General features: G+C 72.7%; 27 protein-coding genes and 1 tRNA gene. 9 read left to right on the top strand and 19 right to left on the bottom strand.

The genetic code is table 11. From position 1 onward, the window contains the following. The first annotated feature begins 84 nt into the window (after positions 1–84). On the top strand, positions 85–516 hold the full coding sequence (locus tag FPZ22_RS07530; protein WP_144891814.1) for a hypothetical protein: 432 nt from the start codon (positions 85–87) through the stop codon (positions 514–516). On the opposite strand, the gene FPZ22_RS07535 is transcribed toward FPZ22_RS07530, so the two are convergent. The 4 genes from FPZ22_RS07535 to FPZ22_RS07550 all read right to left on the bottom strand — a co-directional run bounded on the left by FPZ22_RS07535 (position 510) and on the right by FPZ22_RS07550 (position 4,147). Continuing rightward, positions 510–1,622: a hybrid sensor histidine kinase/response regulator gene (locus FPZ22_RS07535; RefSeq protein ID WP_144891816.1), complete on the bottom strand. Its 1,113-nt coding sequence runs from the start codon at positions 1,620–1,622 to the stop codon at positions 510–512. The two genes, FPZ22_RS07530 and FPZ22_RS07535, sit on opposite strands and share 7 nt — an antisense overlap. Positions 1,623–1,743: 121 nt before the next feature. Further along, on the bottom strand, positions 1,744–2,301 hold the full coding sequence (locus FPZ22_RS07540; RefSeq protein WP_144891818.1) for a pseudouridine synthase: 558 nt from the start codon (positions 2,299–2,301) through the stop codon (positions 1,744–1,746). Next, on the bottom strand, positions 2,302–3,183 hold the full coding sequence (locus FPZ22_RS07545) for a class I SAM-dependent methyltransferase (protein ID WP_246120667.1): 882 nt from the start codon (positions 3,181–3,183) through the stop codon (positions 2,302–2,304). A 46-nt stretch (positions 3,184–3,229) separates the two neighbouring features. Beyond that, positions 3,230–4,147 carry a LysR substrate-binding domain-containing protein gene (locus tag FPZ22_RS07550; RefSeq protein ID WP_144891820.1) on the bottom strand — a complete coding sequence of 306 codons (918 nt, stop codon included), beginning with the start codon at positions 4,145–4,147 and terminating at the stop codon, positions 3,230–3,232. Positions 4,148–4,248: 101 nt separating this feature from the next. Here FPZ22_RS07550 and FPZ22_RS07555 point away from each other — a divergent pair, with 101 nt between their 5' ends. Further along, positions 4,249–4,521: a hypothetical protein gene (locus tag FPZ22_RS07555; RefSeq protein WP_144891822.1), complete on the top strand. Its 273-nt coding sequence runs from the start codon at positions 4,249–4,251 to the stop codon at positions 4,519–4,521. Here FPZ22_RS07555 and aceK read toward each other — a convergent pair. The 12 genes from aceK to FPZ22_RS07615 all read right to left on the bottom strand — a co-directional run bounded on the left by aceK (position 4,484) and on the right by FPZ22_RS07615 (position 16,237). Beyond that, a complete protein-coding gene (aceK, locus tag FPZ22_RS07560; protein ID WP_144891824.1) occupies positions 4,484–6,250 on the bottom strand; it encodes a bifunctional isocitrate dehydrogenase kinase/phosphatase in 1,767 nt (588 codons plus the stop codon). The genes FPZ22_RS07555 and aceK overlap by 38 nt on opposite strands. 118 nt (positions 6,251–6,368) lie before the next feature. Beyond that, on the bottom strand, positions 6,369–7,697 hold the full coding sequence (icd, locus tag FPZ22_RS07565) for an isocitrate dehydrogenase (NADP(+)) (RefSeq protein ID WP_144891826.1): 1,329 nt from the start codon (positions 7,695–7,697) through the stop codon (positions 6,369–6,371). Between the two features lie 163 nt (positions 7,698–7,860). Then, positions 7,861–8,352 (bottom strand): hypothetical protein, encoded by a 492-nt coding sequence (locus tag FPZ22_RS07570; protein WP_144891828.1) that lies wholly within the window; start codon positions 8,350–8,352, stop codon positions 7,861–7,863. Continuing rightward, positions 8,349–8,756, bottom strand: coding sequence for a LysM peptidoglycan-binding domain-containing protein (locus FPZ22_RS07575; RefSeq protein WP_144891830.1), 408 nt, complete (start codon positions 8,754–8,756; stop codon positions 8,349–8,351). Before FPZ22_RS07575 ends, FPZ22_RS07570 begins: the two co-directional genes overlap by 4 nt. Positions 8,757–8,857: 101 nt before the next feature. Then, on the bottom strand, positions 8,858–9,727 hold the full coding sequence (gene queF / locus FPZ22_RS07580; RefSeq protein ID WP_144891832.1) for an NADPH-dependent 7-cyano-7-deazaguanine reductase QueF: 870 nt from the start codon (positions 9,725–9,727) through the stop codon (positions 8,858–8,860). Between the two features lie 69 nt (positions 9,728–9,796). Beyond that, positions 9,797–11,128, bottom strand: a complete 1,332-nt coding sequence (locus FPZ22_RS07585) for a M20 family metallopeptidase (RefSeq protein WP_144891835.1) — start codon at positions 11,126–11,128, stop codon at positions 9,797–9,799. Positions 11,129–11,202: 74 nt separating this feature from the next. After that, positions 11,203–12,345, bottom strand: a complete 1,143-nt coding sequence (zapE, locus tag FPZ22_RS07590) for a cell division protein ZapE (RefSeq protein ID WP_144891837.1) — start codon at positions 12,343–12,345, stop codon at positions 11,203–11,205. Continuing rightward, positions 12,338–12,967, bottom strand: a complete 630-nt coding sequence (locus FPZ22_RS07595; protein WP_144891839.1) for an alpha/beta hydrolase — start codon at positions 12,965–12,967, stop codon at positions 12,338–12,340. Before FPZ22_RS07595 ends, zapE begins: the two co-directional genes overlap by 8 nt. Before the next feature lie 88 nt (positions 12,968–13,055). Then, positions 13,056–14,492, bottom strand: coding sequence for an ExeM/NucH family extracellular endonuclease (locus FPZ22_RS07600; protein WP_144891841.1), 1,437 nt, complete (start codon positions 14,490–14,492; stop codon positions 13,056–13,058). Positions 14,493–14,573: 81 nt separating this feature from the next. Next, positions 14,574–15,089 carry a c-type cytochrome gene (locus FPZ22_RS07605; protein ID WP_144891843.1) on the bottom strand — a complete coding sequence of 172 codons (516 nt, stop codon included), beginning with the start codon at positions 15,087–15,089 and terminating at the stop codon, positions 14,574–14,576. 489 nt (positions 15,090–15,578) lie between these two features. Continuing rightward, a tRNA-Arg gene (locus FPZ22_RS07610) sits at positions 15,579–15,655 on the bottom strand. 36 nt (positions 15,656–15,691) lie between these two features. After that, entirely contained in the window at positions 15,692–16,237 is a 546-nt protein-coding gene (locus tag FPZ22_RS07615; RefSeq protein WP_144891845.1) for an HdeD family acid-resistance protein, read from the bottom strand. Positions 16,238–16,301: 64 nt separating this feature from the next. Here FPZ22_RS07615 and ubiA point away from each other — a divergent pair, with 64 nt between their 5' ends. Next, positions 16,302–17,210, top strand: a complete 909-nt coding sequence (gene ubiA, locus FPZ22_RS07620; RefSeq protein ID WP_144891847.1) for a 4-hydroxybenzoate octaprenyltransferase — start codon at positions 16,302–16,304, stop codon at positions 17,208–17,210. Between the two features lie 8 nt (positions 17,211–17,218). On the opposite strand, the gene FPZ22_RS07625 is transcribed toward ubiA, so the two are convergent. Then, complete coding sequence (locus FPZ22_RS07625) at positions 17,219–18,022, bottom strand: ComFC family protein (RefSeq protein WP_144891849.1); 804 nt, start codon at positions 18,020–18,022, stop codon at positions 17,219–17,221. Between the two features lie 49 nt (positions 18,023–18,071). Between FPZ22_RS07625 and bioB the strand changes: the two genes are divergently transcribed. From bioB to bioC, 5 genes are read left to right on the top strand one after another with little or no spacing between them, the layout of a single operon-like run. Next, positions 18,072–19,136: a biotin synthase BioB gene (gene bioB / locus FPZ22_RS07630; RefSeq protein ID WP_144891851.1), complete on the top strand. Its 1,065-nt coding sequence runs from the start codon at positions 18,072–18,074 to the stop codon at positions 19,134–19,136. 13 nt (positions 19,137–19,149) lie between these two features. Further along, positions 19,150–20,349, top strand: a complete 1,200-nt coding sequence (bioF, locus tag FPZ22_RS07635; protein WP_144891852.1) for an 8-amino-7-oxononanoate synthase — start codon at positions 19,150–19,152, stop codon at positions 20,347–20,349. A gap of 17 nt (positions 20,350–20,366) precedes the next feature. Beyond that, positions 20,367–21,359: a multidrug resistance efflux transporter family protein gene (locus FPZ22_RS07640; protein ID WP_144894029.1), complete on the top strand. Its 993-nt coding sequence runs from the start codon at positions 20,367–20,369 to the stop codon at positions 21,357–21,359. Between the two features lie 8 nt (positions 21,360–21,367). After that, on the top strand, positions 21,368–22,180 hold the full coding sequence (gene bioH, locus FPZ22_RS07645; protein ID WP_144894031.1) for a pimeloyl-ACP methyl ester esterase BioH: 813 nt from the start codon (positions 21,368–21,370) through the stop codon (positions 22,178–22,180). Continuing rightward, entirely contained in the window at positions 22,177–23,070 is an 894-nt protein-coding gene (gene bioC / locus FPZ22_RS07650; RefSeq protein WP_144891854.1) for a malonyl-ACP O-methyltransferase BioC, read from the top strand. Before bioH ends, bioC begins: the two co-directional genes overlap by 4 nt. A gap of 4 nt (positions 23,071–23,074) precedes the next feature. On the opposite strand, the gene FPZ22_RS07655 is transcribed toward bioC, so the two are convergent. Both FPZ22_RS07655 and FPZ22_RS07660 read right to left on the bottom strand, forming a co-directional pair. Further along, on the bottom strand, positions 23,075–23,701 hold the full coding sequence (locus FPZ22_RS07655; RefSeq protein ID WP_144891856.1) for a YdcF family protein: 627 nt from the start codon (positions 23,699–23,701) through the stop codon (positions 23,075–23,077). After that, positions 23,689–24,645, bottom strand: a complete 957-nt coding sequence (locus FPZ22_RS07660) for a pyridoxal-phosphate dependent enzyme (protein ID WP_144891858.1) — start codon at positions 24,643–24,645, stop codon at positions 23,689–23,691. The genes FPZ22_RS07655 and FPZ22_RS07660 overlap by 13 nt, the downstream gene beginning before the upstream one ends. Positions 24,646–24,761: 116 nt before the next feature. Between FPZ22_RS07660 and FPZ22_RS14195 the strand changes: the two genes are divergently transcribed. Further along, on the top strand, positions 24,762–25,376 hold the full coding sequence (locus FPZ22_RS14195; protein WP_144891860.1) for a hypothetical protein: 615 nt from the start codon (positions 24,762–24,764) through the stop codon (positions 25,374–25,376). Positions 25,377–25,433: the final 57 nt, after the last annotated feature.

Below are 25,433 nucleotides of genomic sequence, written 5' to 3' on the forward strand. Positions count from 1 at the left end.
GGACGACGATGCGCGCCCCACACTGCCCCCGACCCTTCCATCGTCGGCCGGGGCGCCGGCACCAGCTCAGCGAGGACTTCCCCCATGCGCAAGCGCAGCGACATCCGCGATGCCTTCCCCGACCGGGCCATGGACTTCGCCCACCGCGTGGGCGACGGTCTGCGCCACGCGCCGGACGGGGCCGGCAGGTGGCTCCATGACGTCTCCGGCGAGGCGGGCAGGTGGCTGCAGGGCGTGCAGCGGGGCGACGCCGGGAAATGGCTGCAGGCCGGCGTGGCCCTCGGTGCGGCGCGCACCGGCATGCGCGCCGCAGGCAGGACGGCGCGGCGCCACCCGGTGGCGCTGACCGCGGCCGCGATCGGCATCGGCGTCGCGGTGTACGCGGTCGTGCGCTACCGTCGCAAAAAGGCCGAAGAGGCCGCGATGGAAGGCCGTTCCCAGCGGATCAGGGACGCCCTCGACAGCGTCGATGTCGACCCGCACGCCGCCGACCTCGGAGTCGGCGCCGATCACTGAGCCGGCTGGGCCTGCGCGGGGGCTTCCGGAAGTTCGACGACGAAGCAGGCGCCGCCGCCCTCGCGGTCCTCGTACCAGAGCTGGCCACCGGCGTTGCTGACGATCTGCTTCGCCAGCGACAGGCCGAGGCCGCTCGACGCGCCGGCCTGCGCCGGGCTGGTCTCGGCGATCCGGCTGAAGGGTGTGAACAGCTGGTGCTGGCGGTCGTGTGGAACGCCCGGACCGCGATCGGCCACCCAGAGCTGCCAGTAGCCCGGCAGGCCGGCTAGCGCGTAGATGTCCACGTCGCTTCCCGGAGCGTACTTCATCGCGTTGCTGATCAGGTTGCCCGCCACCTGCCGCAGCACCCGGCTGTCCATCGCCACCACGGCAGCTCCGATCGCACCCACGCGCAGCCTGCAACCGCTGTCCTCGAACTGGAGGCCGTAGCGTCCCACGATCCATTCCACCACGTCGGCCAGCGCGACCCGCGCATCGCGCGCGCTGGCGGCGCCGCGGGCGTTGGCCTGCGTTTCAAGGTAGCGGCGGATATAGCCCAGTCCATCTTCCGCGCTCTCGCGGATCACCTGCAGGTAGCGGGGCACCCGCTCCTCGCGCAGCGTGCCCGAGGCCAGGATGTCGCTGGCGAAGACCACGCTGGTCAGCGGGTTCTTGAGGTCGTGGGCGACCAGGTTGACCAGCTCCTGGCGTTCGCGTGCGACCTGCTCCAGGCGGTCGCGGGCGAGCTTCAGGCCGACATGGGCGTTCACCCGCGCCAGCAGTTCCTCGGGAATGAAGGGCTTGACCACGTAGTCGACCGCGCCGGCCTCGAAGGCGCGCAGCAGCAGGCTGCGTTCCTGGGCCGCGGTGAGGAAGACCACCGGAACCCGCGGCAGCAGGCGCAGGCGGATCTCCTCCATCACCCCGAAGCCGTCCATGCCCGGCATCATCATGTCCAGCAGCATCAGGTCCGGTGGCATGGCGTCCAGGGCCGCCAGGGCGGCTTCGCCATCGCCCGCGACGGCCACCTCGAAACCTTCGCGCTCGAGCAGCGCGCTGACCACGCGCAGATTGGCCGGCTGGTCGTCGACGACGAGCACCCTGCCCCGGATGTTGCCTGCCTTCATGGCGTTGTTCCGCGTCGGTACATGACTTGGGTCAGCCCGGTGAAGGTAACAGAAAGGCCAGGGACAGGACCGGGTCCGCCTTCCGCCTTCCGCGCTCCGGCGCGCATCGTGGCGGGGCCGTTCAGGAGAACGGCGCGCCGTGTGCGAGTGGGCACCACTGCCCCGGTGCCAGCGTTCCGAGCCCGGCGGCGCCGATCCCGATCCGCACCAGGCGCAGGGTCGGCAGGCCGACCGCGGCGGTCATCCGCCGCACCTGGCGGTTGCGGCCTTCGCGGATCACGAGTTCGAGCCAGGCATCGGGCACAGTCCTGCGAACGCGTACGGGCGGCTCGCGCGGCCACAGCGGCGGCGGTGCGTCGAGCATGCGGGCCTGCGCCGGGCGCGTCCGTCCATCGCGCAGGTCGACGCCGGTGCGCAACCGCGCCAGCTGCTCGTCCGAAGGTTCGCCCTCCACCTGCACCAGGTAGGTCTTGGCCAGCTTGTGCCGCGGATCGGTGATGCGGTGCGCGAGCGCGCCGTCATCGGTCAGCAGCAGCAGGCCTTCGCTGTCGTGGTCGAGCCTGCCGGCCGGATACACGCCCGGCGGCAGGCCGAAACCCGCCAGCGTGGCCCGAGGAGGCGTGCTCCGGTCGGTGAACTGGCAGAGCACGCCGTGCGGTTTGTTGAACGCGACCAGCACTCAGGGTTTGACGAAGCGCAGGGTCATCCGGTCGCTTTCGCCGATCGCCTGGTACTTCGCACGGTCCGCCTCGTCGTGGCGGTTGGTGGGAGGCAGCGTCCAGACGCCGTTGGGGTGGTCGCGGGTGTCGCGCGGGTTGGCGTTGATCTCGCTGGCTTCGTCCAGGCGGAAGCCGGCGGCGGTGGCCAGCGCGATCACCTGGTCCTGGCCCACGTAGCCGCTCCCGTCGTCGTCGGCCACCGCGGCGGCGGCCCGGTGCTCGACCACGCCCAGCACGCCGCCGGGCTTCAGCACGTCGAAGAAGCCCTTGAACATGCCCTCGGCCTGTCCCGACGAGCGCCAGTTGTGGACGTTGCGGAAGGTGAGCACGGCGTCGGCCGAGCCGGGCGGACCGAACACCGGCGCCGCAGGGTCGTAGGCGACCACGCGGGCCTGGCCGTAACGCTCCGGCGACGAGGCGAACAGCGTTTCCAGCGTCGCCTTCGAGCGCGCGTAGTAGTCGCGGCGGCCCTCGGGCAGCGCCTGCGGATCGACGATCGCGGCGACGTAGCCGGCGCCCAGCCACGGCACCAGTATTTCGGCATACCAGCCGCCACCGGGGGTGATCTCGACCACGGTCCGGCCGGGCGCGATGCCGAAGAAGGCGAGCGTCTCGCGCGGATGGCGGTACGGGTCCCGGGCCATGTTCTCCGGCGTGCGCCAGGCACCGGCCAGGACCTGGTCGAGCGACGGGTCGGGAGTGTCCGCGGCGGTGGCGGACGCGGGGGCGGACTGTGCTCCGGCCGCCGCCGCCGCCGCGGAATCGGCGCCGCCGCCGGCGGGTGCGGCGCCGCAGGCGCAGAGCAGCAGCGGGAACAGGGCGAGCGGCAGGCATCGGGTCATGGCGGCGTTTCCTGTTGGCGGGGCCGTCAGCCTAACGGCAAACCGTTCAGGCCGCGTCGTCCGTGCGACCGGTGGCCGCGACGTGGGCCACGTGCTCGGCCGCCTGCTCACGAAGCCAGTCGCGGAAGGCGACGAAGCTGTGCAGGCCCTCGCTGCGCGGCGGGTGCACCAGGTAGTGCGCGTATCCCGCCTTGAGCCGCCGGGGTGACAGGGTCACCAGTTGGCCGGCATCGAGCAGCAGGCGCGCCCGCGTGATCCGACCGAGCGCCACGCCCACGCCGGCGAGCGCGGCACGGTGGTGCGATTCCGACTCGTCGAACACCGCCACGTACTGCGCCGGGGGCGCCATGCCCGCGAGCTCGAACCAGCGCAGCCATTCGCCGTCGGGATCGCCAAGCAGCGGCCACTGCGCCAGCGGCGGGTCGCCCTGCGCGCGCATCCGGTCCACCAGCGCCGGACTGGCCATCGGCACCAGCCATTCGTCGAACAGGTGCTCGGCGGTGACGCCGGGCCAGTGGCCACGGCCGATGCGCAGCGCGACGTCGGCCGCGTCGTGCGCGCCGAAGTCGACCAGGCGCTGGTCCGACTGCAGGTTGATCTCCAGCGCCGGATGCCCGGCCAGGAACGCACCCAGCCGCGGCACCAGCCAGGCCGACGCCATCGACGGCGTGGCGCTGATGGTCAGCACGTTGTCGCGGCGGGCCGCGAACGGCTGCAGCGCCTCGGTGATGGCGTCCAGGTGGGGGGCGATGCGGTCCAGCAGCTGGCGGCCCTCGGCGGTCGGCTGCACGCCGCGCGCGCCGCGCACCAGCAACGGATATCCCATCCGCTCCTCCAGCGCGCGCATCTGGTGGCTGAGTGCGCTGACGGTGAGGTGCAGTGATTCGGCGGCCCGCGAAAGATTGCCGTGGCGGGCCGCGGCGACGAAGCCGGGAAGGGCGTGGAGGGGCGCGCGGGATGCCATTGGGTTTGAATCTGATTCAAGACTGGCTTGCAGTATGCTCGCTTTTCACGACCGAGAATCGGGAATATTTTCGATTCCACTCAAGACAACGGAGTGGAACCATGCGTATCTTCCATGATCTCCTCACGCTGCATGGCTACGTGACCGAGCCACGCCTGCTTCGCGAGCTGGCCGGCGCGCCCGGGACCCACGCGCCCGGGACCGGAGCACCCGCCGCGACCGGCACCGACGTCGGCCCGGCGGAGCTTCGGCCTTTGGCCGCGCCCTCCGCGCAGGCCGGACAGCCTGGCGAAACCCGGCCCGCGGTCGCGGTCGCGGGCTTCGGCCGCGGCGTGGTCACGCTGTGCGCGACCGCGCTCTCGCTGTTCCGCTGAGGCCCGGCGCGCCCAGGCGCGCCGACTCGGGATAGGGTGGAACGTCCAGGTACCCGTCGTTGCGCAGGCGGGCCTGGATGCCGCGCCACCATCGCGCCTGGAAGACTCCCGGATGCGCGTCCAGCAGCGCCTGTCGCAGCGCCGGCGACAGGCCGAGGAAGTGCGTGAACAGCTCCGGGAAGACGTCTGCGGGGTGCGCGTACAGCCAGTCCTGCAGTGGTCGCGTTTCGTCCTCCCCATGCGCTTCGGGCACCTCGCGGAAGTTCACCTCCTCGAGCAGGCACAGTTCGTCGAAGTCGTAGAACAGCGCGCGCCCGTTGCGCGACACGCCGAAGTTCTTCAGCAGCAGGTCGCCGGGAAAGATGCCGCTGCGCGCGAGGTCGGTGACCGCCTGCCCATAGTCGATCACCGCGTGCCGCGCCGGTGCCTCCGGCATCTCGCGCGCGTACAGGTCCAGCGGCCGCAGCCGACGCTCGACGTAGCAGTGGCGGACGAGGACCATGTCGCGCTCGGCGGAGACGGTCTCGGCGCACTCGCCCAGCAGCTCGTCGAGCATGTCCGGCGCGAAGGCCGCGCGCGGGAAGCGCAGGCGGCGGAATTCCTGCGCCTCCACCAGCCGGCCGACGCGGTCGCGGCGTGCGACCAGCCGGTACTTGGCCTCGATGTCGGCGCGCACGCTGTCCTTGGGCTCGGCGAAACGGTCGCGGATGACCTTGAACACCACCGGCAGCGCGCGCGGGGTGAACACCGCCATCACCATGCCGCGCACGCCGTCCGCGCGCACCAGGCGTTCTTCCGGATGGGTGGCGAAGTGGCGCTGGATCTCGCGGTAGCGCTCGGTCTTGCCCTGCTTGCCGCGGCCGAGCACCGAGTACAGCTCCGACACCGGCTTGGCCGGCAGCAGCGCCTTCAGGAAGGCGACCGCGTCGCCCACGCGCCGCAGGTCGGCGTGGAACCAGCTGCGGGCATGGCCGAACAGCATCGATACCTGCGCGTGCTCGGTCAGCAGCGCGTCGGCGCGCACGCCGTCGGCGTCGTTCACCAGCGCGACCACCAGCGGTCGCGGTCCGTCGGCGGCGTCGATGCGCCCGACCAGGTAGGCGCGGCGCTCGCGGTAGAAGACCGTGTCGAGCAGGCCGACGCCCGGGTCGCGGCCGCCGACCCGGGCGGCGATCGCCTCGGCGATGGCGCGCGCATCGGCGTCCAGGTCGCGATGCGCGAACCCGCGCGCGCCCAGCGCGGCTCGCCAGCGGGTGAAGGCCTCGGCTCCGTCAGGCAGCGGTCGCAGTTCGCCCGGGCACTCCGGATCGCCCGCCGCGCCCTCGCCCGGGTCGTGGAATTCCAGCGACGGAGCGACGCCCTCGGTGAGGAAGAACCGCCGCGACATCGAATTGAACAGCGTCCGCGCCAGCGCGGCATCGGGCCGCCCCCCGGTGAGGGCACCGTAGGCATCGCGCACCGCCGCCCAGAACGACCGCGACCGCATCCGCTCGCCGGCCAGCGCCTCGAAGCGCCCCAGCGCCTCGCCCAGGAAGGCGTCGGCCAGGTCGATGCGCGCCACCGCGTCGCGCTGCGCCCCCACCCAGTCGCGGCGCACGAACCGTCGCCGTGCGCGCCGCGTCAGGTCTCCGAAGCGCGCCTCGTAGTCCTCGAACGCATCCAGCACCAGCGCGGCCGCGCGCGCGACAAGCGGATCGTCCGACAGGCCGGGCATCGCCCGAGTATTCATGGCGCGGGTGGTGGCCGGATGAAGGGATGCCGAGTGGAAGGCGGAAAACGACAATGCCCGCGATTCGCATCGCGGGCATTGCGGTCACTGCGGTCGAACGGCCGGAGCCGCGGCGGGATCAGAGGTGCTTGATGATGCCGTCCGCGAACTCGCTGCACTTCACCTCGGTCGCGCCGTCCATCAGGCGGGCGAAGTCGTAGGTGACGCGCTTGCTGCCGATCGCGCCGTCCATCGCCTTGATGATGGCGTCGGCGGCCTCGGTCCAGCCCATGTAGCGCAGCATCATCTCGCCCGACAGGATCACCGAACCCGGGTTCACCTTGTCCTGGCCCGCGTACTTCGGCGCCGTGCCGTGCGTGGCCTCGAACACGGCGTGGCCGGTGACGTAGTTGATGTTGGCGCCCGGCGCGATGCCGATGCCGCCGACCTGCGCGGCCAGGGCGTCGGACAGGTAGTCGCCGTTGAGGTTGAGCGTGGCCGAGACGTCGTACTCGCGCGGACGCAGCAGGATCTGCTGCAGGAAGGCGTCGGCGATCGCGTCCTTGATGATGATGCCGGCGCCGGGCCTGCCCTCGGGGATGACGTGCCATGGGCCGCCATCGAGCTCGACCGCGCCGAACTGCTCGCGCGCGACCCTGTAGCCGAAGTCGCGGAACGCGCCTTCGGTGAACTTCATGATGTTGCCCTTGTGCACCAGGGTCACCGACTTGCGGCGGTTGGCGATCGCGTACTCGATCGCCGACTTCACCAGGCGCTCGGTGCCCTGCCAGCTGACCGGCTTGATGCCGATGCCGACGTTGACGGTGGCATCGGTGGCCGGCTGGCCGACGGCGGACAGCTGGTCGTTCCAGCCCTTCGCCTTTTCGGCGGTGCCGAAGCGGATCTTGTCGAAGCCCTTCGGGAACTCCTTCTGCAGGAAGTCGAGCACCTTCTGCGCGTCGGCCGAGCCCGGCTCGAACTCGATGCCGGCGTAGATGTCCTCGGTGTTCTCGCGGAAGATCACCATGTCGACGTCGCCGGGCTTCTTCACCGGCGAGGGCACGCCCTCGAACCAGCGCACCGGGCGCAGGCAGACGTAGAGGTCGAGCATCTGGCGCAGGGCGACGTTGAGCGAGCGGATGCCGCCCCCGACCGGCGTGGTCAGCGGGCCCTTGATGCTCACCAGGTAGTCGCGACAGGCCTGGACGGTGGATTCCGGCAGCCATTCGCCGGTCTGGTTGAAGGCCTTCTCGCCGGCCAGGACTTCCATCCACTCCAGCTTGCGCTTGCCGCCATAGGCCTTCTCGACCGCGGCGTCGAGCACGCGCACGCTGGCGCGCCAGATGTCGGGACCGGTGCCATCGCCCTCGATGAAGGGGATGATCGGGCGGTCGGGGACGCTGAGTCCCTGCGCGGTCTTGGTGATCGGGCTGCCGCCAGCGGGCACGGCCGGGGTGAAGTCTGCCATCGGGTTCCTCCAGGGGTGCCGCGGCGCCGTGGCGCGCGGCGGATGTGGACCGCCATTGTCGCGCTTCGCGCCGGCGCGGGCAAAGGCGGAAGCCGTGTCGGGACCATGGACACGCAAAGGCGCGGCCCCGGACGGGACCGCGCCTTCGGACATGCCGCGCGGGTCAGCGCACTTCGAAATCGCGGGTCTGCACCACCTCGCCGTCGTGGAGGATCTCCACCCGGTACCTGCCGGTGGGCCAGCCGTCCGGCTTGCTGACCTGGAAGGCCGTGGTACCCGTGCCGGTGAAGGCGAAGTCGCGGCTGGTCTCGTCCACCAGCTGGCCGTCCTCGTAGGTCCAGCGCGCGGTGAGGCGGCCGGTCTGCGGCGCGGGGTCGGACGAGGACGTGGTCACCGAGGCGTGGATGGTGTCGGTGCTGGCGAACGTGGTGCTGGGCATGGTGACGCGGTTGCCGGCATCGACGGCGTTGCCGAGGTCCACCGAGGTCACGGTCACCGCGGGCGCGGGCGTCGCTGCCGGGGGCGCCGGCGCGGGAGCAGGAGCGGGAGCAGCGGCGGGCGGCGGCGGTGCGGGTTCTTCCTTCCTGCAACCCGCGAGGGCGAGCGTGCCCAGCAGCGCCGCGGTCAATGCGGGAGTGATGGCGTTGCGCGTCATGGCCTGTCTCCGTGGGGGCTGGTCTTGGTGCGGTCGTCTTCTCGGGGGGCGGCAGGGATCTTCAGGACCTGGCCGGGCCGGATCCGGTCGGGATCGTCCAGCTGGTCGCGGTTGGCGTCGAAGATGCGCCGCCACTGGCTGGCCCTGCCGTAGTGGGCCTGGGCGATGTGCGAGAGAGTGTCGCCCTGCTTCACCGTGTACTCGCTGGCGCCGGCGATCTCCTCGGTCGAGGTCACCGAGGACTGCACGTTGCCGAAGTCGGACCCGGGTCCGGGTGCACCCTCGGTGCTGCGGACCCCGCTGCGGACGTTGCCGAAGTCCGGCTTTCCGCCCTTGGCCACGGATGCCTTGGTGGGCTCGAGGGAGAGCGAGCCGGGGTCGTCGGGGTTCTGGGGTCTGGTCATTCCGGCCTCCTGCGGGACGCGTGACGGCCACAGGAAAGCACCGGCTCCGTTAAGGGAGCATCGCGGCGGCGGGCGCTCGCCCGGCGCCGACGCGGGCGGGACTACTGCCGGGGATCGCGCGCCGGGGTCGGCGCGGCCAGCCCTGGCGTGGCCCGCCAGGGGTTGATGTCGAGCCCGCCTCGACGGGTGTAGCGTGCCTCGACCGACAGCTCCTCCGGCCGGCAGCACGCGAGCAGGTCGACGAAGATCCGCTCCACGCACTGCTCGTGGAACTCCGCGTGCTCGCGGAACGACACCAGGTAGCGCAGCAGGCCTGCGCGGTCGATGCGCGGGCCGCGGTAGGCGATGCGCACGCTGGCCCAGTCGGGCTGGCCGGTGACCGGGCAGTTGGACTTGAGCAGGTCCGAGTGCAGCAGTTCGTGCGCCCGGTCGTGGGCGTCCGCGGACAGCAGCGAGGGGTTGGGTGCGTCATATTCGTCGCAGGCCACGTCGAGTCCGTCGATGGAGATGGGCGCAGGGCTGGCGTCGCCCTCGAGTTCCCGCGTCACGCAGGGATTGCGCTCGGCGCCGCGGCGGTCGCCGCCTTCGACCGGCGGCAGGCCGAACACGACCGCGACCGCGCCGCCGGCGGCCGCCGACAGGTCGGCCGCGATCCGGGCCCGGACGTCGTCCACGCCGGCGAAGCGCTCGGAATTCAGTGAGTTGAGGTAGAGCTTGAGCGACTTGGACTCGACCAGCCGCGGCGAATCGGCCGGCACGGTGAAGGTCGCGGTCGCGACCACCGGCTTGCCGCGGCGGTCCAGCCAGGACAGTTCGTAGGCGTGCCAGCGGTCGTGGCCGGTGAAGGGAAGCGCGTCGCCGGCGATGCCGAGTGCATCGCGGCCCGCGTCGCGCGCGATCGGGAACAGCAGCGCCGGATCGTAGGCGCGCGGATAGGCGACGTCGCGGCCGAGGGGGAGTTCGCTGGTCATGCCGGCATTATCGCCCCTCCACACCGCGCTACCCCCTCCACCCGCGCCACACACATTGCCCGCGGGGGCTCAGGGCGCGGCGCCGTGCAGGTAGTCCAGGGACAGCTGCAGCATCGCCCGCAGGCCGACGTCGAGGGCGGACTCGTCGAGGAAGAACTCCGGCGAGTGGTTGCTCGGCGCCTTCGCCGGATCCTGGCCCGCGGGCGTGGCACCAACGAAGAAGAACAGCCCCGGCACCTCGCGCGCGTAATACGAGAAGTCCTCGGCGCCCATCGTCAGCGGCATGTCGATGAGCCCGCCCTCGCCCACCACCTTCTGCAGGCTCGGACGCATGCGTGCGGTCAGCGCCGGGTCGTTGGCGGTGACCGGCGTTCCCACGGTGTCGGGCACGTTCGCCACCACGGTGGCGCCGTGCGCGGCGGCGACCTTCTCGGCGACGTTCTTCAGGTCGGCGAACACCGCCTCGCGCATGCCTTCGTCGAAGGTGCGGATGGTGCCGACCAGTTCGACCTGGTCGGGGATGATGTTGAAGCGCACGCCGCCCTTGATCGCGCCGAAGCTCAGCACCACCGGCAGCCGGGAGATGTCCTGGCGGCGGCTGACCACGGTCTGCGCGGTGCCGATGACATCGGCCGCGGCCACGATCGGGTCGACCCCGCCCCAGGGCCGCGAGCCGTGCGTCTGCCGGCCCTTGACCACGATGTTGAAACGGTCCGAGGCCGCCATCGTGGGCCCGCTCCGCACGCCGATCCGGCCGGCGTTGAGGGTCGAGAACACGTGCAGGCCGAACACCGCCTCGGGCCGGAAGTCGTCGAAGACGCCCTGCGCCAGCATCACCTCGGCGCCGCCCTCCTCGCCGTCCGGCGGGCCTTCTTCGGCCGGCTGGAAGATGAAGAGCACTTCGCCCGGCAGCTCGTCGCGCATCTTCACCAGCGCCTCGGCCACGCCCATGAGGATGCTGGTGTGGGCGTCGTGGCCGCAGGCGTGCATCACGCCCACGGTCTCGCCGCGGAAGGTGCTGGTGGCCTTCGAGGCGAAGGGCAGCCCGGTGGCCTCGGTCACCGGCAGCGCGTCCATGTCGGCGCGCAGCGCGATGCGCGGACCCGGCTTCCCGCCCTTCAGCACGGCCGTCACGCCGGTGGTGGCGATCCCGGTCTTCGGCTCCAGTCCCAGCGCCCGCAGGTGGTCGGCGACCAGGGCGGCGGTCCGGGTCTCGCGGTTGCCGAGCTCGGGATGCCGGTGGATGTCGCGGCGCCAGGCCAGGACCTTGTCCTGCAAGGCCGCGCCCGCTGCGGCGACCTCAGGGCGCTGGGCGTCCTGTGCGTGCAGCGCGGCTGGCGCCAGCGCCGCGAGGGCAAGGGCGATGGACAGGACGCTGGTGCGTGCGGCGACGCTGGGCATGGATCGGCTCTCCCCGGGACGATCGGCCGAGCTTACCCCGCGCGCACTCCCGCAGGGAGCTGCGGGAGGCGGCGTCAGAGGTGGTGGCGGGCGAGGTAGTCCTTCGACTGCATCTCGATCAGCCGGGATGCGGTGCGCTCGAAGGCGCCCACCAGCCGCTCGCCGGTGTACAGCCCGTGCGCCGGCGCCTCGGCCGTGCAGACCAGCTTGACGTTGCGGTCGTAGGCCTCGTCGATGAAGGTGACGAAGCGGCGCGCGGCGTCGTCGCGCAACGCGTCCATCACCGGGATGCCGCCCAGCAGCACGGTGTGGAACTCGGTGGCGATCTCGATGTAATCCGACGACCCGCGCGGGCCTTCGCACAGCGCCGCGAAATCGAACCAGACCATGCCCGGGCAGCGCGCGCGGGTCGCGATGCGCCGGCCCTCGAGCTCGATGCTGCCGTCGCGGTGGGCGTCACCGCCGCCCAGCGCATGCCAGCGCGCCTCCAGCCAGGCGTCCGACCCGGCGTCCAGCGGCGCGCGGTACACCGGCGACCGGGTCAGCTCGCGCAGCCGGTAGTCGGTGTCGCTGATGATCTCCAGCACCTGGCAGTGCCGTTCCAGCAGCGAGATCGCCGGCAGGAAGCGCGCGCGTTGCAGGCCGTCGGCGTAAAGCCCCGAGGGCTGGATGTTGGACGTGGTCACCAGCACGATGCCTTCGGCGAACATGCGCTCCAGCAGCCGCGCCAGCAGCATCGCATCGCCGATATCGCTGACGAAGAACTCGTCGAGCACCAGCAGGCGCAGCGAACGCCGCCACTCGGCCACGATCGCGGCCAGCGGATCGCGCTCGCCGGCATGCGCGCGCAGGCGCTCGTGGACCACGCGCATGAAGCGGTGGAAGTGGGTGCGCCGCTTGCCGTTGCCGTCGCCGCCCTTTGCCTCCGGCTTCGCCACCGGCAGCGGCAGCCCGGCGTAGAACAGGTCGACCATGAAGGTCTTGCCGCGGCCGACGCCGCCCCAGAGGTAGAGGCCCTGGGGAGCGTCCATGCCGCTGCTGCCGCCGAAGCTGCGCGCAAGCCAGCCGCGGCGCGGCGGGGCCGCGAGCAGGGCATCGTGCACGCGGTCGAGCGCCGCCAGCGGCGCATGCTGGGCCGGGTCGTCGCTCCAGTCCCCTCGCGCCACGCCCTCGCGGTAGGCCTGCGACGGACGCGCTGCGTCCGTGGCTTCAGCCATGGGCGGCGGGCAGGTGGCGCCGCACGCCGCTCTTGATCGCGCCGCGCAGGTCGATGAGCTTGCGGTGGAAGAAGTGGCTGGTGTCGGGCATGCGCACCAGTTCCGGCTCTGCCTTGAGTCCGTCGAGCCAGTGATAGACCGCCTGCGGGTCGACGATCTCGTCGGCGTCCCCCTGCACGACCAGCCAGGGCATGGTCGGAGCGGTGATCGCGTCGAAGTCCCAGCCGCGGCCGGCCGGCGGTGCGATCGAAATGAGCAGGGAAGGCTGCAGCTCGGCCGCCATCGCCAGGCTGACCCAGGCGCCGAAGCTGAAACCGGCCAGCCAGAGCTGGTCATCGGGCCGCGTGCCGCGCACCCATTCGGCGACGGCCCGCAGGTCGCCGCGCTCGCCGTCGCCCGAGTCGAATTCGCCCTCGGAGGCGCCGGTGCCGCGGAAGTTGAAGCGCACCGTGGCCACGCCCAGCTCGCGCAGCGCGCGCGCGGCCATGGTCACGACCTTGTTGTGCATGGTGCCGCCCTCGGTGGGCAGCGGGTGGCAGACGACGGCGACCACGGGGACGCGGGCGACCTCGCCCCCCGGCAGGTCGACGGCGACTTCCAGCCGGCCGGCGGGGCCGGGCAGCTCGAGCGTGCCGGAAGCGTCGGGGAAGGGGGGGGCGGCTGGTCATGGCGCTCATGATAATCGGTGCACCTGCGGGGCACCCCCGGCCTTACAGCGGAGTGCGCAGGCGGAGGCCGACGATGACCGGGTCGTGGTCGGACGCGCGCCACGGGCCGGTGGCCGGTTGGCCGTCGTTGCCGGGTTGATCGACGACGTTCGGGGCTTCATCGGCGTTGCTGTGCCAGATGCCCGCGTCCTGCAGCCGGCCGCCCAGGGCCGGGCTCAGCAGCACGTGGTCGAGGCGGCCGGCCTGGGCGTCGTAGACGTAGGTGTAGGGTCGACCGCCGTCGACTCCGGCCAGGGCATCGCGCCAGCCGGCGTCGATGAAGCCGCGCACCGGGTCCTCCATGGCGTACGCGTTGAGGTCGCCAAGCACCGCGACCAGGTCGCTGCCGCTGCGGGTCGGATCGCCGGCCAGCCACTCGCGCAAGGCATGGCTCGAGGTGCGTCGGGTGGCGTTGAAGCAGGCCTGGCCGTCGCCCTGGTCGAGGTCGGGCCCGGTCGCGTCACGGCAGCCCTTGGACTTGAAGTGGTTGGCCACCACCACGAAGGCCGGGCCGTTGCCGGCGCGGAAGGCCTGGGCCAGCGGGACGCGACTGAGCGGGCCGAAAGGGCCTGTCTCGAGCATGGCCGGCGCGCCCAGGGGCGTGACGCGGTCGGCGCGGTAGAGCAGGCCGACCCGGATCGGGTTGTCGCCCGGCCCGCGGCCGGCGTCGACGAAGCGCCAGCGCAGGCCCTCGGGATCGAGCGCCGCCACCAGCTGCGCGATGCTGGAGCGCGGGCCATAGCCGTCGTTCTCCAGTTCCAGGACGGCGACCACGTCGGCGTCGAGCGAGGACAGCGTGGCCACCAGGCGCGCGAGCTGCGCGGCGTACTCCTCCGGAGTGCGGGCGCCGCGCGCGGTCGGGAAGCCGCCACCCCGGCCATCGCCGTTGAACAGGTTCTGCAGGTTGAGCGCGGCCAGCCGGACTTCGCCGGACACCGTCGGTGCGGCCGGGCGCTGGGCCGGCTGCAGGGTTTCCACGTCGCGCAGCAGCAGGCGCGGCCCGTGTTCGCCGAGCTCCAGGTCGCCCTCCGCCGCTTCGAGCACGCCGCCGGCGCGCCAGGTCCGCGGGTTCGGGGCGGCCTGGTCCGGAAGCACCAGGGCGAGGCTGCGCGCGTGGTTGCCGGCGGCGACCGCGGCCGCGTCGGCACCCGGCCGCGCGGCTTCGGTCGGCGCCTGCGGGCGACTTCCAAACGCCACCACCACGCTGCCGTCGCGCTCGAGGCGATGGTTCCCCGACACCACCAGCGGCGCGGTGATCCGCACGCGCTTCCCGGCATACGCGCTCCAGTCGGCCGGCGGCGCCGCGAGCTCCACCGTGGATGGCGGTGGGGCGACCCCGCGCTCCGGGAACGCCGCACAGCCGGCCAGCGCCAGGGCCGCGGCGACGGCGAGTGCCGGCAGCGGAAATCGGACGGACGGGAAGGATGCGGAGCGGTTCATCGTGGCCTCGGGTGCGGGCGGAGGGCGAAAACGAAGACGCCGCCCGGTGGGCGGCGTCTGCGGGCCGGGCGGATCGCCAGCTTACTGGAGGTTTTCGACCATCCAGTCCACCGTGGCGATCACCTGCTCGTCGCTGAGCGCGGGGTTGCCGCCCTTGGCCGGCATGAAGCCGGTGGAGCCGGTATAGCCATCGATCGCATGCCGGTGCAGCGTGTCGGCGCCCTGCGCCAGGCGCGCGGTCCAGGCCGCGCGCTCGAGCTTCGGGGCGCCGGCCACGCCGGCGGTGTGGCAGCCGGCGCAGAGGTTGCCGTAGATCACCGAGCCGTCGAGCGTGCCGCCGTAGGCGACCTGGGACGCGGCCGATGCCGCGGCGGCCGCGGCGGCTGCGGCCTGGGCGGCGGCGCCCGTGTCGCCCGCATAGACCGCGCCCACCGGCGCGATGCGCTCGGCCACGCGTCTGGCGGCCGACGGATCGACCTCCGTGGGCAGCGCCCTGTGCACGAACCAGGACAGCGCGATGAGCCCGAGGGTCACCACGGTCAGGAAGCCGATCACCAGCGAGAAGCGCTTGAGGAAGTCGAGGTCGTAGTTGCGCACGGAACACCATTGGCGTGCGTGGCGGGCGGCCACAGCTGCGCCGGATTATAGAACATAGGAAGCGCGCCGAAGCATCGTCTGGGCGCGGGGCAGGATCGGACCCCGCGGGCGGCGGGGCGCCGAATCCAACCATCGTTCTCCGGTTGGATCGCAAGGGTGCGCGGCGCGGCTGGGCGGCGAAAAAATCGGCGTGTCCGACCGGGGTCATCGCGGGAGCTGTCTCGTTCATCGTCGCTCATCGGCAGAGTGTTGCCTCAGTAACGAACGAGCGAGGTGGATGTGACCGGGTCTCTTCCGGGCCAGTCGGGGGCGCGAGCTGCTTCCAGCCACCGGCACGCGCCTCAGGCGCTGATCGCGTCGTGGAAGCTTGTGCCCGGCGGCAAGGAGAGGACGAACAGGAGTCGTCCCGAAAGAATCCCGCGTGTGTCGGGCCGGCGGGCCAACCAGCCGCAGGCGGAGAGCGCTGCCGCCGCAAGTCCTTGAATCGAATGGCGCGCCTGGAGGGATTCGAACCCCCGACCAATGGCTTCGGAAGCCACTACTCTATCCGGCTGAGCTACAGGCGCGTGGCCGGACATTGTCCATGATCCCGGGACGGCCCGCTACATCACCTGCGAGAACCGGCGCATGCGCAGCGCCACCGCGACCTGCAGCACGCCGTAGAGCAGCGCGCCGATCGCGATCCACACCGCCATCGTCATCAGGCCGAGGTCCGGCCGGGCGAAGAACAGCACGCCCAGGGCGATCGCCAGCACGCCGCTGAGCGCCAGCAGCCACTCGCCCCGCACCAGCTTGCGCACCTGGATGGCGAACACGATGCGGGCCACCCCGGCGACCAGCAGCCAGGCCGCGAGCAGCCAGAGCATGGCGGTGGCCATCTCGGCCGGCCGCAGCAGGGCGAGCGCGCCGAAGCCCAGCGACGCGAGCGCGTACAGGACGAGCAGCCAGCGCGGCAGCGCCAGGTCGCGGCGCACCGCGCTGAGCAGGCTGACGATGCCGTCGGCCACGGCCAGCACGCCGAAGGCGAGCACCATCGCCATCACCGACAGGTCGGGCCGGAACAGGGTCGCCACCCCGAACACGATGGCCAGGATCCCGAACATCAGGAAGATCCACCAGCTGCGCTGGATGCCGAAATGCGGTGCCATGACGGTCCCCTCCCCTCGCTGTCCGGCCGATGGTACTCCGGTGGGGCGGCGTTACCATGCCGCCATGTCCTACGAACGTTTCGCGGCGCGGCCGCCCGTCGAGCCCGCCTGGCGCGAGCGCGCCGGCCTCTACTGGAAGCTGATGCGCGCCGACCGGCCGATCGGCTGGCTGCTCCTGCTGTGGCCGACCTGGTGGGCCCTGTGGATCGCCGCCGGAGGCGTGCCGCCGCTCTGGATCCTGTTCGTCTTCAGCGCCGGCGTCTGGCTCACCCGCGCCGCCGGCTGCGTGATCAACGATTACGCCGACCGCTGGCTGGACCCGCACGTCAAGCGCACCCGCGAGCGCCCGCTGGCCACCGGCGCGGTGTCCGGGCGCGAGGCGCTGCTGCTGTTCGCGGTGCTGATGCTGGCCGCCTTCGCCCTCGTCCTCACGCTCGACCGGCTCACCGTGCTGATGAGCTTCGTCGGCGTGTTCCTGGCGGCGACCTATCCCTACCTGAAGCGCTACACGCACCTGCCGCAGGTCTACCTCGGCATGTCCTTCGGCTGGGGCATTCCCATGGCCTTCGCCGCGGTACAGGGCGAGGTGCCGCCGGTGGCCTGGGTGCTGTACGCGGCCAACATACTGTGGTCCACCGCCTACGACACCTGGTACGCCATGGTCGACCGCGACGACGACCTGCGCGTGGGCTCGAAGTCCACCGCCATCCTGTTCGGCGACATGGACCTGGTGGCGCAGGGCGTGCTGTACACGCTGGTGTTCCTGGGCCTGGGCCTGGTCGGACGGCAGGCCGGGCTGGGCACCTGGTACTGGGCCGGGCTGGGCGTGGCGCTTGTCCTGGTGGTGCGCCAGTTCTGGATCTGCCGCCGTCGCGAGCGCGGCCCCTGTTTCCGAGCCTTCCTCGACAATCACTGGGTGGGGATGGTGGTGTTCGCGGGCATCGCCGCCCACTACGCCCTGGCGCAGGGCTAGCGGCCCGCTCACCGCGCTGCGCGTGCGCAGACCCAGGCGTCCACGCGTTCGGCGCCGGCATCCAGCAGCGCGTCCGCGGCGGCGTCGAGGGTGGCTCCGGTGGTCATGACGTCGTCGACCAGGGTGACATGGGCCGGAACCGCGACGCGGGACGGCACCTCGAAGGCATCGCGCAGGTTCCCGGCGCGGGCGTCCGCGTCCAGGCGCGACTGTGGCGCGGTATGGCGGATGCGGCGCAGCAGTCCGGGCCTCACCGGCACGCCCAGCAGTCGACCCAGCGGGCGGGCCAGCTCGAGCGCCTGGTTGTAGCCGCGCCCGCTCATGCGCGCACGGTGCAGGGGCACCGGTACGAGGGCGCAGGGGCGCGGGCAGCCGGAGAGGCTGGCCGCCATGGCCTGCGCGAGCAGGCGCCCGGCGGCCAGGTCGCGGTGGAACTTGAGCCGGGGCAGCAGCCGGTCGAGCGGAAAGCCGTAGAGGAAGGCGGCGCGGGTTTCCGACAGTGGCGGAGGCGCGTGCTGGCAGGCGCTGCAGAGGCGGGGCAGCGGTGCGGGATCTGCGCCGGAGCCGGCCACGACCGCGGGCCATGGATCCGGCTCCGGCGACCGCAGCGCGCGCGCCAACAGCGGCATCGCACAGGACAGGCACGCCGGCGGCATCCAGGGCAGTTCCGCCTCGCAGGCCGGGCACAGGTCCAGCGGCCCGGGGGCCGGCTCGCCGCAGACCAGGCAGCGTGGCGGCCACAGCCCGCGGCCGATCCGTGCGAGCCAGCCGTCAACCGCGGGTCCATGCGCCAGGTTGACAGGCCCGGACATGGTCAACAGACTGCCCGACCAGCCACGCAGCCGCCCTCAGGATCCCGCCATGCCCGCCGTCAGCGAATTCCGCGCCAGCGACGCCGCCACGCCGCGCCACGACTGGACCCGCAGCGAGGTCGAGGCCCTGTTCGAGCTGCCCTTCCCGGAGCTGCTGTTCCGCGCCGCCGGCGTGCACCGGCAGAACTTCGACCCGGCCGAAGTCCAGGTCAGCACCCTGCTGTCGGTGAAGACCGGCGGCTGCCCCGAGGACTGCGCCTACTGCCCGCAGGCCCAGCGCTACGACACCGGCGTCGACGCGCAGAAGCTGATGGAGACCGAGGCGGTGCTGGAGAAGGCCCGCCAGGCCAAGGCCGCCGGTGCCTCGCGCTTCTGCATGGGCGCCGCCTGGCGTTCGCCGAAGGACCGCGACATTCCGAAGGTCGCCGCCATGATCGCCGGCGTGAAGTCGCTGGGACTGGAGACCTGCGCCACGCTGGGCATGCTCACCGCGCCGCAGGCACAGGCGCTCAAGGACGCCGGCCTGGACTACTACAACCACAACATCGACACCGATCCCGAGCACTACGGGCAGATCATCCACACCCGCGAACTGCAGGACCGCTTCGACACCCTGGAGCACGTTCGCGACGCCGGCCTCAAGACCTGCTGCGGCGGCATCGTCGGCATGGGCGAGACCCGCCGCCAGCGCGCCGGCTTCCTGCAGACCCTGGCGACGATGCCGGCACATCCGGACTCGGTGCCGATCAACCGCCTGGTGCAGGTCGAGGGCACGCCGCTGCATGGCACCGCCGAACTCGATCCCTTCGAGTTCGTGCGCACGATCGCGGTCGCCCGCATCCTGATGCCGAAGTCGATGGTGCGGCTGTCGGCGGGGCGCGAGCAGATGTCCGACGAACTGCAGGCGCTGTGCTTCAGCGCGGGCGCCAACTCGATCTTCCACGGCGAGAAACTGCTGACCACCGGCAACCCGGACGTTGCCGACGACCAGGCCTTGTTCGAACGGCTTGGCCTGCGTGTGATGGCCGTCACGGTCGATGCCGACGGCCACGACCACGGGGGCACCGTGCACGCGGATATCATCGATCCGAAGCCGCGGACGTGCGCGGCCTGAGGGAGATTCCGCGATGACCGGCAAGCGCCCCGACCTGCGACACCGCGTCCAGGCCCGGCGGGCCGAGGCGATGGCGCACGACCTGGCTCGCAGCCGGCGCGCGGTCGGCCGGCGGGACGGCGTGCGCATGGAGATCGATGGCCGCTGGCTGATCAACTTCTGCGGCAACGACTACCTCGGCCTGGCCCAGCAGTTCCAGGTGGTCGACGCGGTGCAGGGCGCGGCCGCGCGCGACGGCGTGGGTGGCATCGGTTCGCACCTGGTCTGCGGCCACCATGTCGCCCACGAGGCGCTCGAGCGCGAGGTCGCCGACTGGCTGCAGTTGCCGCGGGCGCTGGTCTTCGGCAGCGGCTACATGGCCAACCTCGCCGTGCAGCAGGCGCTGCTGGGCGAGGGCGACACGAGCGTGCAGGACCGGCTCAACCACGCCAGCCTGATCGACGGCGCGCGCCTGGCCGGCTGCCGCCTGCGCCGCTATCCGCATGGCGACGCCGAGGGCGCGCTGCGCCAGCTGCGCACCGTGCCCGACGGCGCGGCCATGATCGCGACCGACGGTGTCTTCAGCATGGACGGTGACGTCGCGCCGCTGCGCCAGCTGGCGCTGGTGGCGCGCATGCAGTCGGCCCTGCTCTACGTCGATGATGCCCATGGCGTGGGCGTGCTTGGCCCCGACGGTCGCGGCAGCGTCGCCGACGCGCGCCTGGGCGTGGCCGAGGTGCCGCTGCAGCTGGTCACGCTGGGCAAGGCCCTGGGTGGCTATGGCGCGGTGGTGGCCGGCGACGCCGACCTCATCGACCATCTGGCCGGCACCGCGCGGCCGTACCTCTACACCACCGCCCTGCCGCCGCCGCAGGCCGCGGCGGCACTGGCCTCGGTGAAGCTCGCGCGGCGCGAACACTGGCGGCGCGAGAAGCTGGGCGCGCTGGTGCAGCGTTTCCGCGCCGGCATGCAGGAGCGGGGCTCTGAGCTGCCGCCGTCGGAGACCCCGATCCAGCCCGTGCCCTGCGGTGACAACGCCCGCGCGCTCGACATGGCCGCGCGCCTGGAGGCCGACGGCTTCCGCGTGGCCGCGATCCGTCCGCCGACCGTGCCCGAGGGCCGCGCACGCCTGCGCGTGACGCTCTGCGCCGCGCACGCCGAGGACCAGGTCGACGCACTGGTGGCCGCGCTGGGCCGCGCCCGCGACCACGTCGACGCCGCGCGCGCGGCCTGAGCCCCGTGTCCGCCGGGATGCCCGCCACCAGCCGCGCGCTGGCCGCCGTCGGCCTCGGCCTGTGCTCGGCGCTGTTCTTCACCATGACCTACGTGCTCAACCGCGTGAGCGCGAGCGCCGGCGGCGACTGGGCCTGGACGGCCACGCTGCGCTACCTGATCACGCTCCCTCTGCTGCTGCCGCTGCTGCCCTGGCAGGGCGGCGCGATGCCGGTGTGGCGCGCGATCCGCCGCCACCCCTGGGCCTGGCTGCGCTGCAGCGCGATCGGCTTCGGCGCGTTCTACCTGCTGCTGTCGTTCGCGGCCGCGAGCGGTCCGTCGTGGCTGGTCGCCGGAAGTTTCCAGTTCACCGTGGTCGCCGGGATCCTGTGCGCGCCGCTGCTGTACCGCGACGCGCGCCGGCGCATCCCGCGGGCGGCGCTGATGGTGGCGGCGCTGATCCTGGCCGGCGTGCTGCTGCTGCAGGCCGGGCACGGCGGCGGTGCGATCGACCGCGCGGGATGGATCGCCCTGGCCTGCGTGCTCGGTGCCGCGGTCGCCTATCCGCTGGGCAACCGCCTGCTGCTGCTGCACCTGGAGCGCAGCGGCGAGAACCTCAACGCCACCCAGCGCGTGTTCGGCATGACCCTCGCCAGCCAGCCGCTGTGGTGGGCGGTCGCGGCCTGGGCGTGGACGCGCAGCGGTGCGCCGCCGGCCGAGCAGGTGTGGCTGGCCGCGGGCGTGGCGCTGAGCGCCGGCGTGGTGGCCAGCATCCTGTTCTTCCAGGCCACCGGCATGGTCCGCGACAACCCGACCGCGCTCGGAGGCGTCGAGGCGATGCAGGGTTCCGAGCTGCTGTTCGCGATCCTGATCGGCGTGCTGTTCCTGGGCGAACCGCTGCCCGGCGCCACCGGCATGGCCGGCGCGGCCCTGATCGTGTTCGGCATCCTCGGCTTCGCCTGGCTGGTGGCGCGCCACGCCGCCGGCAGCCCTGCGCGCCAGCGTGCGCTGCGTACGGACAAGGGCGCATGAGCATGGACCTGCACGTCGAGGTCCGCGGCAGCGGCGCGCCGCTGGTGCTGCTGCACGGCTGGGCGATGCACGGCGGCGTGTTCGCGCCGCTGGTCGAACGCCTGTCGGACCGGTTCGAACTGCATCTCGTCGATCTCCCGGGCCATGGGCGCAGCCGCGACAGCGCGGTGCCGCTGGAGCCGGACGCGGTGGTCGAAGCGGTGGCCGCGCGCGTGCCGGCCGCGCCCTGGCTGGGCTGGTCGCTGGGCGGCATGTTCGCGCTCCGCGCCGCCGCGACGCGGTCGACGGAGGTTCCGGCGCTGGTGATGATCTGCTCGGCGCCGCGCTTCGTGCGCGATGCCGGAGGCGACGACGGTGCGCGCCATGGCATGTCGCCGGAGATCTTCGCCGGCTTCGCGGAGGGACTCCGCGGCGACTACCACGGCACGCTCGAGCGCTTCATCGCGCTGGAGGCCTTCGGCTCCGACGATGCCCGCGGCGAACTGCGCGCGCTGCGCGACCAGGTCTTCGCGCGCGGAGAACCGCCGGCCGCCGCACTCGCGCAGGGGCTGGACCTGCTGCGCACGGTCGACCAGCGCCCGCTGCTGCCCGCGCTCGCCGTCCCGAGCCTCTGGATCGCCGGACGCCGCGACCGCGTGGTCGACCCGCGCGCCGTGCGCGCCGCCGCCGACCGCGCGCCCGGCGCCGGCTTCGTCCGGATCGAACACGGTGGCCACGCTCCCTTTCTCACCCACGCCGACGAGGTGGCCGCGGCCATCGACGGCTTCCTCGCGCAGGCGCGCGCGGGCACGACGCTGCCAGGCGCCACGGAACCGACATGAACGACGTCTTCGACCATCGCCAGGTGCGCCGCGCCTTCTCGCGCGCCGCCGGGAGCTATTCCGCGGCCGCCGAGCTGCAGCGCGAGATCGAGTCGCGGCTGTTCGAATCGCTGGACTATCTCGGCGACACGGTGCCGGCGGACATCCTCGACCTCGGCAGCGGCCCCGGGACGGGAGCGCTCGAACTGCGCCGGCGCTGGCCGAAGGCGCGCGTGCTCGCGATCGACCTGGCGCTGCCGATGCTGCGCCAGCTCTCGCCGAAACGCGGCTGGAACCCGCTGCAGCGACCGATCGACCGCGTCTGCGCCGACGCGCGCGCGCTGCCACTGGCCGACGAGAGCATCGACCTCATCTTCAGCAACCTCTGCCTGCAGTGGGTCGAGGACCTGGACGCGCTGTTCGCCGGCTTCCGTCGCGTGCTGCGGCCCGGCGGCCTGCTGCTGGTCTCGACCTTCGGCCCGGACACGCTGCACGAGCTGCGCGCCGCGTTCGCCGAAGCCGACGAAGCGGCGCATGTCTCGCCGTTCGCGACCATCGCCGAGTTCGGCGATGCCCTGATGCGCGCCGGTTTCCGCGATCCGGTGCTCGACCGCGACGTCGACGTGCACCGGCACCGGGACATGGCCGGGCTGATGCGCGGGCTGCGCCAGCTGGGCGCGACCAATGCACTGTCCTCGCGGCGGCGCGCCCTGACCGGGCGCGGCCGCTTCGCGGCCGCCGAAGCGGCGTACGGACAATGGCGCGACGGGGACGGCCTGCTTCCGGCCACCTGGGAGATCATCACCGCCATGGCCTGGGCGCCCGCCCATGGACAACCCATCCGCGAGGGCGGCGAGGACGTGGCGCGCTTCCCGGCCTCGGGCATCCCGGTGCGGCGCCGGCGCGGCTGAGCGGTCAGTCCGGCCGCACCACCAGGTCACGGTGGAAGAAGTAGACCTCGCGTGCGAGGAAGCGCCACTGGGTACGGAAGCTGCGGAAGCGCGTGCTCGGCGTCGGCGAGCCGATCGCGTCGATGCCGAGCCGGCGCGCCAGGCGCAGTGCGCGCGCCATGTGCAGCGGGTCGCTGACCACGATCACCCGCTGCAGCCCGTGCGCGGACAGCAGGTCGCGGCTGCGCGACAGGTTCTGGTAGGTGGTGCGCGACAGGGTTTCGATCAGGATCGCGTCCGCCGGCACGCCGGCGCGGAGGGCGAAGCTGCGCGCGACCTGCGACTCGGAGAAGCGCGCGCCGTCGCCGTAGCCGCCGGTGAAGACCAGCACCGGCGCCAGCCCCCGCTCGTAGAGGTCGATGCCATGGCGGATGCGCTCGGTGAACACCGGCGAGGGCCGGGTGTCATAGGCGGCCGCGCCCAGCACCACGATCGCGTCGGCGGGTGCGGCCTGGTCGCGGTTGCCGACGTAGACGATCCAGGCGGCGACGCCGCCGAGCCAGAGCGCGACCAGCAGGGCGAGCTGCAGCAGCCGCCGCGGCCAGCGGCGCGGCGGCCGTCCGCGCACGCGCCGGCGCTTCAGGCGGCCCACGGGAGTGCGTCGAGGTCGACGTTGCCACCCGACAGCAGCAGGCCCACGCGCTGGCCGGCGAAGCGTGCGCGGTTCCCGAGCACGGCCGCGAGCGTGATCGCCGAGGAGGGTTCCACCACCTGCTTCATCCGCTGCCAGACCAGGCGCATCGCGGCCACGGTGTCGGCGTCGTCGACCACCAGGACCTCGGCGCCGTGGGCCCGCAGGATGTCGAAGCCCGGCTGGCCGAGGGTGCCGCGCAGGCCGTCGCAGATCGTGTCGGGAGTGAAGTCGGTGACCCGCTCGCCGCGGGCCAGCGAATCGCGGGTCTCGGCCGCACCGGCGGGCTCGGCGAGATAAAGCCGGCAGTCCGGTGCGCAGGCGGCCAGGGTCAGGGCCGTCCCCGCGGCCAGGCCGCCGCCGCCGACCGGCACCACCATGGCATCCAGCGGGCCGGCCGCCGCCAGCAGCTCGAGGGCCGCCGTGCCCTGGCCGGCGATCACCGCCGGGTCGGCATAGGGATGGACCAGCCGCGCTCCGGTCGTCCCGACCACCTCCGCGCAGGCGGCCTCGCGCGCGGCGATGCCGGATGCGCAGCGGTGCATGACCGCGCCATAGGCGGTGATCGCGTCGAGCTTGCTGCGGACCGCGTCGGCCGGCGCCACCACGTGGCAGGGGATACCCCGGCCCGCGGCGGCCAATGCCAGCGCGGCGCCATGGTTGCCGGAGGAGTGCGTGGCGACGCCGCGGGCGGCCTCATCCGCGGAAAGCCGCCAGACCGCGTTGCAGGCCCCCCGGAACTTGAACGCGCCAGTGCGCTGCAGCTGCTCGGCCTTGAAGGCCAGGCTGCAGCCCGCGAGCGCATCGAGGCCGCGCGAGCGCAGCACCGGCGTGGTGTGCGCGTGTGGCGCGATCCGCGCCGCGGCCGCCATCACATCGTCGAAATTGGCCACGCCCGGGGACATGCGTCCAGACTAGCGGACTTGAACCCGCGGTTCAGCAGCGGGCGCGGACCGCGGATTAAGCGGCAATTCAATGGCGCGGGCCGAGTCTGTGGCAGACGACCCCGGGGGGGTGCACCATGCGCAAGATCCTCATCGCCCTCGTCGCGGCCCTCCTCGCCGGCTGCGCGACGGGCTACGGCTACAGCGGATACGACGGCCGCGGCTACGGCGACTACTACTACGGCAGTCCCTCGTATCGCGCGTACGAGGACTACTACTACGCACCCTATGGCGGGTACGGGCGTCCCTGGTACCGGGGGTACTACGGCGGCCTGTACGGATCCTGGGGCTACCCCTGGTACGGCGGATATCCCGGCTGGTACGGCTGGCCGGACTACCGCTACCGGCCGCACTACCGGCAACCGCATCGCCCGCCGGCGGATGATCATCGTCCGCCGCGCGGGGAGCTCCGGGCGCCGCCGATGAGCCGCCCCCTGCCCGCGCAGCCGATGCCTCGAGCCGGCAGCGTGGGGCAGCCGCGACAGCGGTTGCCGGCTCCGCCATCCACGCCGCGCATGTCCACGCCGATGCCCGCACCCCGGGTGGCGCCGCCCTCCACCCTGGAACCCTCCGCTCCGGCCCCGAGGCGCAGCGCGCCGCCGCGGCCGGTGTCGCCGCGCGCCGCGCCGCCGCGCTCGACCCCGGCGCCACCCTCGGTGATCCGCGACCGCGAGGTGCAGCAGGAGCCGTGACACGAACGGCGTCGCGGTCCGGGCAGGCTGGCGCTTGCGTGCGGGCCGCAGTCGTCG

Source organism: Luteimonas granuli (genome assembly GCF_007795095.1).
GTDB lineage: Bacteria > Pseudomonadota > Gammaproteobacteria > Xanthomonadales > Xanthomonadaceae > Luteimonas > Luteimonas granuli.